Here is a 13,601-nt window from a genome sequence, read left to right on the forward strand (position 1 = left end):
GAACTTTCGTGGAGGTTCCACAATCGGACGCGTGACCCATATGTATGGTGGGTCACAGCCGGAGTGCCGTCGGACATCAGTCGACAGTGACGCCCGGCGTTTCTGTGGAGGCAATGGAGTGTCGATGACGGGTCAGACTCGACTGTTGGGTGGCAGCGATCTCGGGAAGGTCCGAGATTGAAAGCGCCACACCCTTTTCGACGTCGTCGCGGCCCCAAGCGCACCCGACTCCCCGGACGAGCTCTCGCCGTCGGCGCGGGCGGTGCCCTCGTCGGTGTGATGGTGCTCGGAGCTGCGACGTCGAGCGCCCAGGGCGGGGTTCCGGTGGCGGTGCGCGCCGAGCCCGAGAAGCCGGTGGTGCTCGCGGCGGTCGCACCTGCCGAACCGGTCGCGCTGCTGGGATTCGCACCCCCGCCGACCGTCTCGGCCAGTTCCGCCGCTGCGGCGACCGCGGCCGCTCCGCAGTATCGTCTCGCCGCTGACCTGCCATCGGGTCCGCTCGGCATACCGGGCGTCGTGCTCCAGGCGTACAAACTTGCCGCGAACCGCATCGGTACCGAGGAACCACAGTGCAAGCTCCCGTGGTTCCTGCTGGCCGGCATCGGCAGGATCGAGTCGAATCACGCGAGCAACGGGTCCGTCGACCAGTCCGGCAACACCATCAATCCCATTGAAGGGCCCGTGCTCGACGGCTCTCTCGCAGGCAACGAGGTGATTCGTCACCAGGGCGGCTATGCACGCGCGATGGGACCGATGCAGTTCATTCCCAGTACGTGGGCGGCATGGGGAGCCGACGGTAACGGCGACGGCAAGGCCGACCCGAACAACATCTTCGACTCCACCTACTCTGCCGGCCGCTACCTGTGCTCGGGATTCACCGACATCATGACCGACAAGAACAAGGTCGCAGCGGTGTACCGGTACAACCACTCGATGGATTACGTGACCAACGTCCTCGCCTGGGCCGGGGCGTATGCGACCGGCGTGATGCCGACCAACCCCATTCCCGAGCCGAAGCGACCGTCCTCGTCCTCGTCGTCGAGTTCCAAGCCGTCGAAACCGTCGAAGCCTCCGAAGCCGGGCGAACCGAGTTCACCCGACTCGTCGTCGGATTCGTCGACGCCATCGACTCCGACAACGCCGTCGCAGCAGTGTCTTGGCGCGATCTGCCTGCCTCCGGGTATCACGATCCCCGGCCAGCCCGCGCCCAAGCCCGCACCCCAGCAGGACGCGCCGCGCAAGCCAGGACCAGCGACGACGAGCACCCCCGCACTCAAGGTCCTACCGAGGTAGGTGTGCCTCGAGGTCGCGGCCAGATGGTCGGACCGACTGCGTGATCGGTGTCCGGGTGGGCACCCCACCCGTTCTCTACCTGCGCTGATCGCGGCGCTAAGCTGGCGGAGATGACTACCGGAGTTCAGCCAACCGAATCCGCGATCCGCTCAGCGCTGAGCAAGGTCAACGATCCCGAGATCGGCAAGCCGATCACCGACCTGGGAATGCTCAAGTCGGTGCAGATCAACGACGACGCGAGCGTCGACGTCACCATCTATCTGACGACGTCGGGTTGTCCGATGCGCACCGAGATCTCGGGTCGCGTGGAGAAGGCCGTCGCCGACGTCCCCGGTGTCGGCACGATCCGCGTCGATCTCGACGTGATGGACGACGAGCAGCGCACCGAGCTACGCAAGAAGCTCCGCGGCGACAAGGCCGAACCGGTCATCCCGTTCGCACAACCCGGTTCGCTGACCAGGGTGTATGCCGTTGCGTCCGGTAAAGGCGGCGTCGGAAAGTCGTCGGTGACGGTCAATCTGGCGACGGCCCTCGCGCAACGCGGGCTGTCCGTCGGCGTACTCGACGCAGACATCTACGGCCACTCGGTACCGCGCATGCTCGGCAGCGACGCCAAGCCGACGCAGGTCGAGAAGATGATCATGCCGCCGATCAGCCACAACGTGAAGTTCATCTCGATCGGGCAGTTCACAGACGGCAACACCCCGGTCACCTGGCGCGGACCGATGCTGCACCGCGCGCTTCAACAGTTCCTCTCCGACGTCTACTGGGGAGATCTCGACGTACTCCTCCTCGACCTCCCACCCGGAACCGGCGACGTCGCGATCTCGATCGCACAGCTCATCCCCGGTGCGGAGATCCTCGTGGTGACCACCCCGCAGCAGGCCGCCGCCGAGGTCGCCGAACGCGCGGGCGCGATCGCGCTGCAGACCAGGCAGAAGATCCTCGGCGTCGTCGAGAACATGTCGTGGCTCGAACTTCCGGACGGTACGCGGATGGAGCCGTTCGGCTCCGGAGGCGGTGAGAAGGTCGCAGAGCGGTTGACGCGGGCAGTGGGGTCGAGCGTCGACCTGCTCGGTCAGGTACCGCTGGAGACGGCGCTGCGTGAGGGCGGCGATACCGGTGAGCCCGTTGTGCTTTCGGCGCCGGATTCGGCATCGGGACGCGCACTGCGCGCGATCGCCGACAAGCTCGCGGTGCGTCGACGTGGCCTCGCGGGCATGAGCCTCGGCATCGACACGACGCGCCACGGCTGACGGCCACAACGCGCCACAACCGACGCGGTCCCGAGGCTGCGATCAGCGGGGATCGGAAGTCAGGTGGCGTCCCAGTCGGCGACGTCGTGCCGACGCGGGGTCTGGTCTGAGTTCGACGCACTCGTCGTCGAACTCGGAGCGTCCTTGGTCATGGGTACGGGCGCGGAGACCGGCTTGATCGGCGGGGTCTGCGAGTCGCGCTCCACGGTGTTCGACGACGGCCCGCTGGTGAAGATCGACGAGTCGCCGTCGAAGAGATGCTTGGTGATCATCGACTGCGGAGTGAGTCCGCGTAGCTCGTTCAATTGCGACAGCGGCTTACGCAGCTCGTCGAATTCGGGGCCGAAGTCGTTCTTCAGCTGATCGGTGGCGCCCGTCGCGTACTCGCGGGCCTTGCGCAGCGACTGCATCGTCCACGACACGGCTCCGGGTAGGCGCTCGGGGCCGAGAATGACCAACGCAGCGACGAGCAGCACGAGGATCTCACCCCAACCGATGCTGCTGAACATGGCACTTCCCTACTTCTGTCGCCGAAACGTCGCCGCTAGTCGCTGGCAGTGGTGATCGACCCGTTAAAGGTTCGACCATCACGCCAGTAGGTGAACGGCACCCGCTCACCGATCTTCGTCGTGCGCACCGCAACCGTCAATTCGTCGGCGCTTTCGATGCTGCGGCCGTTGAAGGAGGTGATGACGTCGTTCTCCTTGACGCCCGCCTGCGCGGCGGGTCCGTCGGCGACGACATTGCGCACGCCAGCGCCGAGTACACGGTCGTTACGGACCGAGCTCGCGCTCACGCCGATCTGCGGATGGTTGACCTTGCCGTCACGGATCAACGACTGGGCGATGGGGATGGCCTGGCTGATGGGGATGGCGAAGCCGAGACCTATCGAGCCGCCGGCACCCGAGGCGATGGCGGTGTTGATGCCGACCACCTCCGCTGACTCGTTGACGAGCGGACCACCAGAGTTGCCCGGGTTGATCGCGGCATCGGTCTGGATCGCGTCGATCACCGCGTCGGTGTCCGACTCGGCGTCGGGTGGGAGTGGAACCGCGCGGTGCGTCGCGCTGACGATCCCGCTGGTGACAGTGCGGTCGAGTCCCAGCGGCGAGCCGAATGCGATGACCTCTTCACCGATCTGCAGGTTGTCTGAGTTGCCGATCTTGGCAACCGTCAGGTTGGCCACGTTGTCGACCTTGAGTACCGCGAGATCGGTGTGGATGTCGCGGCCGACGATCCGGGCAGGCACACGGTTGCGATCGGAGAAGACAACCTCGAGCTTGGCGCTCCGGTCGTTCGCAGCCATCGAGATCACGTGGTTGTTGGTGAGGATGTAACCGGCGGAGTCGATCACGAAACCCGAACCGGTGCCGTAGGCGCTCGCGGTCCGCACATCCACCGACACCACCGATTTCTCGACAGCCTTCGCGACGCGCGCGACGGCCGATTTCGGCTCTCCCCCGCCGTCTCCACCATCACCTGTCGAGAGTTTCACCGTGTTGCTGTTCAGCGGCGCCGCGACCTCTGCGGTAAACCGGCCGATCAGTCCGCCGACCAACCCGATCAGCAGTGCCAGCACGGCGAGGGTGGCGAGGGCGTACCACGTCACCCGCTTACCGAACAGCAGATCCTTGACGCCCAGCTTCGGACCGGCGACCGTCGGTTGTCTCGCGGCCTCGTCCACGAGTGCCGGCGCGTCCAGGGAGGCGATGCTCTCCGGGTCGCGCCACGGATCTGCGGGAGCGGGCTCGTCGGTCGAGACACCATACGCGGCGAGTGGATCGCGTTGGAGCGTCTCGTCGGAACCCTCCGGCCTGCCGAAGGCTTCGGCCAGCACCGCGTCGGGTGGCGCGATCTGTGGAGCGGGCCCCGACGACGACGGCGTTGTCGCGAAGGAGCCACGTACGCCTGCGGGACGGCCGAAGACCTGCGCGGTCGCGGGAGACACCGGAACGTGTCGCTGCTGGCCGCGGGCCGCAGCGCCGTCGCTGGTGTGCGCGTCGCCGGGCTGGGTATCGCCGCGCTGGGTATCGCCGCTCTGGGTATCGCCGGGTGGCGTCACGCCTCCCGTTGCAGCGGCGTTCTCACGGCTGAACGGTGAATCGTCCGGCTGCGAACGGCGTTGACCGCCGTCCGATCCGCCGGCAGCGGTCTCGTCGATGTCGTCTGCTCCCACGCGTTGGTTTCCGGTACTCAGCGCCCGCGCCAGCGGTTGCGGCGCCCGCGGGCGGGCTCACCGCTGACCGCATCGATCGGCGCAGTGGCGGGGCGAGATGACTCGTGCCCGAAGTCGGCCTGTGCGTTCACCGGTGGTAGGCCCGATGCTGCGAGTGGTCCCGGGGTGGCACAGGGCCCGTGGAAACGTCCATCCGGAAACGGGCTCGCATGAAAGTTGTTGGGACCGAGCGTGCCGGCACTGCGGCCCTGTTCGCGACGGTTCTGTTCGCGACGGTTCTGTTCGCGACGACCCTGTTCTCTGGAGCCCTGTTCGCGATGGCTCTGCTCTCTGCGGCCATGTTCGCGGCGATCACGCACGCCTGTCATGTCGATCTCACGCGTGGGGATCTGGCTCAACTGGCCGAGCAGATCCGCGGGCATCGCCACGGTGCCGGAATCGCGCAGCCGGGTGCGGGCATCGAGTTGTGCGTCGACGGCATCCATGCATTCACGGCACAGCGCGAGGTGGTGGGTCGCCCGCACATGCGCAGTCATGCCCAGCTCGCCGTCGACAAATGCCGCGACGGCCTCGGGTGCGAGATGCTCGGTTGATGCGAATCGACGCGGGCGGGGGCGTCGGAAAGCGGGGTTGGGCGCGAAGGACGACGTCGCGGGCGACCATGTGGCGGGGTTCCACGGAGAACGTCTCCGGCCCCGCATGCCCGGCGATGCAACCACACCGTCGGCGTGCCCGGCGGTGTCGACGTGAGGTGCCCCATCAGCAAACGCCCCATCAGCAAACCCACCGTCAGCAGGCGGGCTGTTGTCGACGTGCGCTCGTTTGTCGGCGTCCGCTGCGGAATCTCGTCGATCCCGTCGGCCGTCCATCATGTGTGATTCACCCCTCTTCACAGGTCGGTCTCCGTGGGCGAACCGGTCGGGTCCGCGAGACGGAGGGCGCTGCGTGCCCGTGCCGGCACCACAGCCTATCCGAATCCCAAACGGCACGACGGTGCCCGGGGTTCCCGAAACGGGTGAAAACGTCAGCTTCCGACGGCTACCGAGCGTCGATTGTCGTGGCCACGAGCCGCGAGGTAATCACGGATCGTCTGCCTTCCCCGGTGGATACGACTGCGCACGGTACCGAGCTTGACGCCGAGCGTCGCGGCGATCTCCTCATAGGACAGTCCCTCGATATCGCAGAGGACGACTGCGGCGCGAAAATCGGGGGTCAGCGAGTCGAGTGCCGCCTGGAGGTCCGGGTCGAGATTGGCGTCGGCGTAGATCTGCTGGGGATCGGGCGTGTCGCCGGGGACACGGTCGTACTCCTCGGGCAGCGCCTCCATACGGATCTTATTGCGACGACGAACCATGTCGAGGAAGAGGTTGGTCGTGATGCGGTGCAGCCAGCCCTCGAACGTGCCCGGCCGGTAATTCGACAGCGAACGGAACACCCTGATGAAGGTTTCCTGCGTCAGATCCTCGGCGTCGTGCTGATTGCCCGACAGGCGGTAGGCCAGCCGATACACGCGGTCAGCGTGCTCACGGACCAACTCGTCCCACGTCGGCATCAAGAACTCGTCGCCGGTCGCGTCGAAGCCTGCGGTCCCCGAGGGGATGACGTCGATCGTCTCGACTCCCGTATTCAGTTCTGCGGTGGTGGACGCCTGGGGATCAGTCATCGCGTGTGGCCGGTTCCCTTCTTTGACTGTCGAGCGGCACAAGTCCGATTCGACACGAATTCGCTATCTTGAACACCTGCGCATCGACGGCTATTCCGACCACCGCGCCCGTGCTGTTGTCTCACCTTCTCCCATCGCGGTGTGGTCGCAGTGTGAGGCGGCTGAGGTTTCACTGAGTAAGTCTTCGCTGAGACGTACTCGCCGAGTAGGTCTTCCCTGCCGAGCACGTCGTCACAGAAGTACGTCGGAGCCCGCGACGATTCGGATGGGTCAATTTTGCGGCGCGTCGACCCCCGTGAACACCCGAATCGGGCGTGCCACTGACATCGAGGGCAGTGCGCGGCCTAATCTCATGGAATGACCGATGCACCCACCGGTACCGATGCCGCTGCCGCGGCCCTGATCGACTACGCCGAATCGGCGATCGTCGAAGACGACGCGCTGGCCGCCGCGCGGGCACGCGCAGAGGAACTGGGGACCGATCCCGTCAGCCCGGCGGTGGGTGCACTGCTGGCGTTGCTGGCTCGCTCGTGCGACGCACACGCCGTCGCCGAGATCGGGACCGGTACGGGGGTCAGTGGCCTCTGGCTCCTCAACGGGATGTCGGGCGACGGGGTCCTCACCACCATCGACCCTGAACCCGAACACCACCGAGCTGCGCGCGCGTCTTTCGCAGGCGCCGACATTCCGCCCGGCAGGACCCGGCTGATCAACGGCACTCCGCGTGAGGTGTTGCCGCGGCTGTCCGACGGTTCCTACGACCTCGTCTTCATCGACGGTCCGCTGATCGACCTCCCGACCTTCGTCGACGAGGCCGTCCGGATGTTGCGGCCGGGCGGTGTGGTCGTCGTACACAACGCCACGGCGTCGGGAGCGGTCGGCGACCCGACGCGCACCGACCCGGTGACGAGCGCAGCACGAGCCGCCGCGTTGCGCATCGCCGACGACGATCAGTTGCTGCCCGTCGTCGTTCCCCTCGGAGGCGGTGTACTCGCAGCGGCGAAAGCCCGCTGACAGGTACTCGCAGCGGCGAAAGCCCGCTGACGAACTCGACGGACTCTCAGACGTCGGTGGAGAAGCGGACGCCGCCGTCGGGCAGTTGCACTCCCGGCCACACGCGCGCGCCGCGCAGTAGTTCACACCGCGCGCCGACCTCTGCGCCGTCGCCGATGACGGTGTCGCGGATGAGCGCACGCGGGCCGATACGCGCACCCTTGCCGACGATGCTGCGCTCGACGACCGCACCCGCTTCGACGACCGAGCCGTCGAACAGCACCGCGCCGTCGAGTCGGGCACGTGGGCCGACCTCGCAGCCGCGACCCACGACGGTTCCGCCGACGAGGACGGCACCGGGCGCAACGCCCGCGCCCTCGTGGACCAACGACTCACCGTGACGGTCACCCAGAGCAGGCGAGGGCGCGATTCCGCGCACGAGGTCGGCCGAGCCCCGCACGAAGTCTTCCGGCGTACCCATGTCACGCCAGTAGGTGTTGTCGACGTAGGCCTGGACGCGCTTGCCTTCGGCCAGTAGGCGCGGGAACACCTCGCGCTCCACAGACACCTCGCGGCCCGCGGGGATCTGCTCGATGACCTCGCGGCGGAACACATAGGTGCCCGCGTTGATCTGATCGGTGGGCGGGTCCTGGGTCTTCTCCAGGAACGCCGTGACCCTCCCGTTCTCGTCGGTGGGCACGGAGCCGTAGGCACGCGGATCACCGACGCGCACAAGATGCAGCGTGACATCGGCCTCGGTGCTCTGGTGTGTCGCGACCACCTGGCTGATGTCGGTTCCGCTGAGCACGTCGCCGTTGAACACCACGATGTCCTGGGCGGTGAGCAGATCGAGCACATTGCGGATGCCACCGCCGGTGCCGAGCGGCTCGTCCTCGGTCACGTAGCGAAGGCTCAGATCGAGCTTCGAGCCATCGCCGTAGTACTCCGAGAACACACTCGCCTTGAAAGAGGTGCTGAGTACGACGTCGGTGATCCCTGCAGCGCGGATTCGCGACAACATATGGGTGAGGAAGGGCAGGCCTGCGACGGGCAGCATCGGTTTGGGCGCCGACAGCGTCAGCGGGCGCAGCCGTGTGCCCTTACCGCCGACGAGGATCACCGCCTGGGTCTTCGACATGTCGACGTCGGCACTGGGCGCGGAAGTCGACGTGGCCGTGCTCGGCACGGTGAATCCGGTCACTGGTCGTGTCCTCTCGGGTGGGTCGAATCATCATCATCGATCAGGGCGCGCCCCGCAGCGCGGACTGCGAGGCGAGAGCGAACAGCGAGTCCGAGCCGCAGGGCGAGGCGCAGCGGTGCGCGCAGCAGTCCCTGGTTGCGATCAGCCTGGAACATGTAAGCGCTGCGATGGTGTGCGGGCAGCATCGCGCCGGGGTCGCGACCTGCGCTGTGGCCCTTGGTGTGAGTGACCTCGGCGCCCGGCACGTACAGGTTGAGCCATCCGGCTTTGCCGAGCCGATCACCGAGGTCGACGTCTTCCATGTACATGAAGTACCGCTCGTCGAAGCCACCGATCGCCTCGAACGCCTCGCGGCGCACCAGCAGGCACGATCCCGACAGCCACCCGACGGGCCGTTCGCTCGGCGCGACGTCGTCGGCGCGGTAGGCCGCCGTCCACGGATTCGACTTCCACACGGTCCCGAGCAGCGCATGACCCGTTCCCGAGACCAGGCTCGGGACACTGCGTGCCGACGGGTACACCGAACCGTCCGGTTCGTAGATCAGGGGTCCCAGCGCGCCGGCCCGCGGCCACCGTGCGGCGGCTGCGACCAATTCGTCGATCGCACCCGGCGACCACTCGACGTCGGGGTTTGCGATCACGATGAAGTCGACGTCGGCGCCGAGTTCGGCAACCGCCCTGTTGATGCCTCCGCCGTAGCCGATATTGCCGCCGGTGTGCACCAACGTCACGTTGTCGTGGTCGCGGGCGGCGGCCTCGGGCGCGCCGTCGCCGGAGCCGTTGTCGGCGATGATGACGCGGGGTACAGCGGAGGTCGCGTGGTCGAGACTCTTCAAGAAGGTCTCCACGTGGCCGCCGGACCAGTAGGTCACCGTCACGACACCGAGGGCAGAAGTCACCCGGTCAGGGTAACGAACGGCAGGCAGGATCCCCGACGTCCCTCCCGGGTGCGTCCTCCCGCGTTCGTCACAGTGGTCTGCCGATCAGCGGAACCTCACTCGTCGCCGACGCCGGGTTCCGAGATCGCCGCGGCCAGCGCATCCCGCCATCCCCGCAGCGGAGTCAGCCCCGCGCCTGCCCAGGACGACGCGTCGAGGACCGAATAGGCCGGCCGCGGTGCGGGCCGCGGGAACTCGTCTGTGGTCACGGGCGATACCCGCGCCGGGTCGGCACCCACGTCCGCGAAGACGGCCTGCGCGACGTCGAACCACGTGGCGGCACCCGTGTTGGTGGCGTGCAGCACCGCCCCGGTCACGGCGTCGTCGCCGACGCGTGCCGCCAATTCCCACAGGCCGTCGGCGAGGTCGCGCGCGTAGGTCGGTGAACCGGTCTGGTCGTCGACGACGGTGATCGCACCGCGCGTCGCCTCGAGACGGCGCATCGTGCCGACGAAGTCGGGGCTGTCGCGGCCTCCGGTGTACACCCAGGCGGTGCGCACGATCGTGGCGGTCGGATCGGCGGCTCGCGCAGCACGCTCGCCCTCGAGTTTTGTTGCGCCGTACACGGTTTCGGGGGCGGGACCGTCGTCGATCATGATCGCTTCGTATGGCGTGGTCCGCGGCGCGGGCCGCGTCTCGCCCTCGGTGGGGCTGCCCGCGGCAGCCCCACCGAAGACGTAGTCGGTGGAGATGTGGATCAGCCACGCGCCGGCTCCGGCGGTCTGCGTCGCCAAATTTGCCGGGCCGCTGGCGTTGACCGCGGCGGCACGTTCGCGATCGGACTCCGCGGCGTCGACGTTGGTGTAGGCCGCGCAGTTGACCACGACGTCCCCGACGTCGAGGTCGGCGAGTGCCCGCCCGACGGACGCGGCATCGGAGATGTCGATGTCGCGCGACGTCAGCGCCCGCACGTGCGGCGGTCGGTGCGCGGAATCGAGCAGCGCCGCGCCGAGCTGACCGCCCGCTCCGACGATCCACACCGTGCGCGCTTTCGGTGCGCTGCCGCTGTCCGATGGTTTCGTACCGACGTCGTCACCACTGTGCATGGCCTCATCGTGCCGCACTGATCCCAGCCTCGCGCACGTGACCTGACACACGGGGTGTCGATCGTCACGTCACGCGGACCTCCGACGACGAGATCGCGTCGGCGTTGCAACCGCGATATTGGGCGCCACTTCAGTAGCCTGACGTCAGTACAACAACTTCAGTAACGTCAACCTCTTGAATAACGGCATTCACATGCGTCCCGCGGGGAACGGGACGCGATCCCCTGAGCCGGGAGCCGAACGCCGGATTCGACGATCGCAAAGGACCTGACCACTCGTGGAGTCACGACCCGAAGGCGCGCGTCGGCGGCCCAGCGGCCCTCGACGCCCAACCTCGGACGCGCACGACGAGTCCCGGGCGGCCCATCCCCGACGCCCAGCCCAGGACGCGCACGACGAGCAACGCGCGACCCGCCCGAAACGACCCCGCCCCGACGGCGCGCCATCAGACGCGCCGCGGCGCGAAGGCACGGGAGATCCGCGCCGACGGAGTACCGGCCAGCGGAGCACGGGCCAGCGGAGCACGGGCCAGCGAACTTCCGAGCGTCAGCGGACCGGCGAGCGTCGGGGCAATCCCGAGGCGTCTCGTCGACAAGGTCCCGACGGACAGCGCCCGCGTACGCCGCAACCGCCTCGGCAAGCACCGACCTCACGCCGGTCCGCCGCGGCCGCTGACAAGGTCGGCGCACCCGCGGAGCCAGGCGTGAAGCGACGGCCTCGGCAGCGTCGCTCCGGAGAGATTCACACCAAGAGCTCGGCCATTCCCAACTCGAGCCCCACCACACCGGACCAGAAGACTCCCGACAAGAAGACCCCGAACCAGGATCCACCTACGCCCGCCCGCGGAACCCTCGCGGCCGTCGGCGGCTTCGGACGCAAAGCCTGGGGGCGCGGACTGATCGCGCTGGTCTCGGTCGCCGTGCTGGTCTGCACCGGGTACGCGTGGAGCAGCGTCAACGGACTGACGTCGAAGATCACCCAGCTCGGGGGCCTCGGTCTCGGCGGAGGCGACGACGGCGCAACCGACATCCTGCTCGTCGGCACCGATTCCCGCACGGACGCCAAGGGAAACCCGCTGTCGTCCGAGGAACTCAAGTGGCTGCGGGCAGGCGACGACATCTCCACCAACACCGACACCATCCTGCTCATTCGCATCCCCAACGACGGATCGTCGGCCACGGCCATCTCGATCCCACGCGACTCGTACGTGTCGGTCCCCGGCATCGGGATGTCGAAGATCAACGCCGCGTACGGCACCACCCGTGAGGGTGCGCGCCAACGAGCGGTCGAAGCGGGCAAGCCGGAAGAGGACGCCGAGCGCGAGGGCACCCTCGCGGGCCGCAAGGCGCTCATCGACACGGTTGCCGACCTCACCGGCGTCAAGGTCGACCACTACGCCGAGGTCGGATTGCTCGGCTTCGCGTTGCTGACCAAGGCGGTCGGTGGTGTCGAGGTATGCCTCAAAGATGCTGTGAACGAACCGCTTTCGGGTGCGCGTTTCAAGGCCGGACGCCAAACCCTCAATGGCCCACAGGCATTGAGCTTCGTCCGCCAACGCCACGAGCTCCCCCGCGGTGATCTCGACCGCATCACCCGCCAGCAGGTCTACATGGCGTCGCTGACGCAGAAGATCCTCTCGGCGCACACCCTCACCGATCCGTCGAAGTTGGACGACCTCGAGAACGCCGTGTCGCGCTCCGTGGTGATCGACGACGACTGGAACGTCGTGCAATTCGCCGAGCAGCTCAAGGATCTCAGCGGCGGGCGCGTCAAGTTCGCGACCATTCCCGTGCTCGACGAACAGGGCTGGAGCGAAGACGGACAGCAGAGCGTCGTGACGGTCGACCCCAATGCCGTGCACACCTTCACCAGCAATCTGCTCAACGACGGTGCGTCCAAGTCACAATCACGACGCGGCGACTACACCGTCGACGTCGACAACGCGGGCACCATCGACGGACTGGCAAGCAATGTCTCGAACATCTTGACCAACAAGGGATTCCAAGCGGGCAAGACCAGCAGCACGCCCGCCGACATCAAGGACTCGGTGATCTACGCACACAGCGCCGACAACCCAGGCGCGCAGTTGCTCGCGAAGGATCTGCGTGCGGTGCGCGTCGAGTCGCAACCAGACCTCGACGAGCATCACCTGAAGTTGGTGCTCACCAACACCTTTGCCGGTCCGGGATCGATCAACGACACCGGACCACAGACGAACAACACACCCGCAAGCGAGCGGGTGGGCAACAACGCCCCACCGATCACGGCGGGTACCAACGGACCGGTGTGTGTGAACTGATGGACTGTGGGAACCGATGACCGACGACACGCTGACCACCTCCCTGCTCGGGCGTATCGACGACTGGGCCCGCCCACTGCTCACCTATTACGACGACCACACCGGCGAACGCACCGAGTTGTCGGGTGCGACGCTGGGCAACTGGGCGGCGAAGACCGCCAACTATCTCGTCGTCGAACTCGGTCTCGCACCCGGCGACGACGTCGTCGTCGATCTGCCCGAACACTGGCAGAGCGCCGCAATCCTGTTGGGCGCGTGGTGGGCAGGCGCGCATGTGCATGTCACTACCGAGGTCGACGCTCCGCGGGTCGCGTTCACCAGCGCCGCGGGAATCGACGAGCACCCCGACGCCGACGAACTCGTCGTCGCCTCGCTCGATCCGTTCGCGCTCGGCGTCGGCGACCTTCCACCGGGGGTCACCGGCTATGCGTCGGCGGTCCGAGTGCACGGCGATCAGTACTCGCCGCCTCGATATTCGGGTCCTGCGCTCGACGGCGCCCCTGCGGCCGACATCCTCTCCACCGCATCGGCCACAGCGTCCGACGACGGGGTCTCCGCACACAGCCGGGTACTCTCGACACGTGAATGGCGCACGGGTGCAGGCATTCTGGGCAACATCATCGCGCCGTTGAGCGTCGGCGCCAGTCTCGTGTGGGTCTCCCCGACCCCCGCCACCGACCTTGCGGCGCGTGCGGCCTCCGAGCGCGCCGACGTCGTTCTCGACTGACGACGACGC

11 protein-coding genes and 1 pseudogene are annotated in these 13,601 nt (G+C 67.4%); 5 read left to right on the forward strand and 7 right to left on the reverse strand.

Features of this window, described 5'->3' with window-relative positions:
• Positions 1 to 177: 177 nt before the first annotated feature.
• On the forward strand, positions 178 to 1,293 hold the full coding sequence (locus GOSPT_RS10125) for a lytic transglycosylase domain-containing protein (protein ID WP_039855527.1): 1,116 nt from the start codon (positions 178 to 180) through the stop codon (positions 1,291 to 1,293).
• Positions 1,294 to 1,403: 110 nt separating this feature from the next.
• Positions 1,404 to 2,549: an Mrp/NBP35 family ATP-binding protein gene (locus tag GOSPT_RS10130; protein WP_005205793.1), complete on the forward strand. Its 1,146-nt coding sequence runs from the start codon at positions 1,404 to 1,406 to the stop codon at positions 2,547 to 2,549.
• 59 nt (positions 2,550 to 2,608) lie between these two features.
• On the opposite strand, the gene tatB is transcribed toward GOSPT_RS10130, so the two are convergent.
• The 4 genes and pseudogenes from tatB to sigE all read right to left on the reverse strand — a co-directional run bounded on the left by tatB (position 2,609) and on the right by sigE (position 6,388).
• Entirely contained in the window at positions 2,609 to 3,058 is a 450-nt protein-coding gene (gene tatB / locus GOSPT_RS10135) for a Sec-independent protein translocase protein TatB (protein ID WP_005205794.1), read from the reverse strand.
• 35 nt (positions 3,059 to 3,093) lie between these two features.
• Positions 3,094 to 4,725, reverse strand: coding sequence for a trypsin-like peptidase domain-containing protein (locus tag GOSPT_RS10140; RefSeq protein ID WP_005205795.1), 1,632 nt, complete (start codon positions 4,723 to 4,725; stop codon positions 3,094 to 3,096).
• A gap of 365 nt (positions 4,726 to 5,090) precedes the next feature.
• Positions 5,091 to 5,426, reverse strand: a pseudogene (locus GOSPT_RS24295) (hypothetical protein); the annotation flags it as partial.
• Positions 5,427 to 5,749: 323 nt separating this feature from the next.
• Complete coding sequence (sigE, locus tag GOSPT_RS10150) at positions 5,750 to 6,388, reverse strand: RNA polymerase sigma factor SigE (protein WP_005205797.1); 639 nt, start codon at positions 6,386 to 6,388, stop codon at positions 5,750 to 5,752.
• A 357-nt stretch (positions 6,389 to 6,745) separates the two neighbouring features.
• On the opposite strand from sigE, the gene GOSPT_RS10155 reads away from it, so the two are divergent.
• Positions 6,746 to 7,402, forward strand: a complete 657-nt coding sequence (locus GOSPT_RS10155) for an O-methyltransferase (RefSeq protein WP_005205798.1) — start codon at positions 6,746 to 6,748, stop codon at positions 7,400 to 7,402.
• 46 nt (positions 7,403 to 7,448) lie between these two features.
• Here GOSPT_RS10155 and manB read toward each other — a convergent pair whose 3' ends face one another.
• From manB to rfbD, 3 genes are all read right to left on the reverse strand, one after another.
• Positions 7,449 to 8,519 (reverse strand): mannose-1-phosphate guanylyltransferase, encoded by a 1,071-nt coding sequence (gene manB / locus GOSPT_RS10160; protein ID WP_210734924.1) that lies wholly within the window; start codon positions 8,517 to 8,519, stop codon positions 7,449 to 7,451.
• A 59-nt stretch (positions 8,520 to 8,578) separates the two neighbouring features.
• Entirely contained in the window at positions 8,579 to 9,481 is a 903-nt protein-coding gene (locus GOSPT_RS10165; protein WP_005205800.1) for a glycosyltransferase family 2 protein, read from the reverse strand.
• A gap of 95 nt (positions 9,482 to 9,576) precedes the next feature.
• Complete coding sequence (gene rfbD / locus GOSPT_RS10170; RefSeq protein ID WP_005205801.1) at positions 9,577 to 10,566, reverse strand: dTDP-4-dehydrorhamnose reductase; 990 nt, start codon at positions 10,564 to 10,566, stop codon at positions 9,577 to 9,579.
• Positions 10,567 to 11,269: 703 nt separating this feature from the next.
• Here rfbD and GOSPT_RS10175 point away from each other — a divergent pair.
• The gene (locus tag GOSPT_RS10175; RefSeq protein ID WP_005205802.1) at positions 11,270 to 12,865 is read left to right on the forward strand and encodes an LCP family protein; all 1,596 of its coding nucleotides are present in this window, start codon (positions 11,270 to 11,272) and stop codon (positions 12,863 to 12,865) included.
• A gap of 16 nt (positions 12,866 to 12,881) precedes the next feature.
• Positions 12,882 to 13,592: a TIGR03089 family protein gene (locus GOSPT_RS10180; protein ID WP_005205803.1), complete on the forward strand. Its 711-nt coding sequence runs from the start codon at positions 12,882 to 12,884 to the stop codon at positions 13,590 to 13,592.
• The last annotated feature ends 9 nt before the right edge of the window (positions 13,593 to 13,601 follow it).

It is taken from the genome of Gordonia sputi NBRC 100414 (assembly GCF_000248055.1).
In the GTDB taxonomy this organism is placed as follows: domain Bacteria; phylum Actinomycetota; class Actinomycetes; order Mycobacteriales; family Mycobacteriaceae; genus Gordonia; species Gordonia sputi.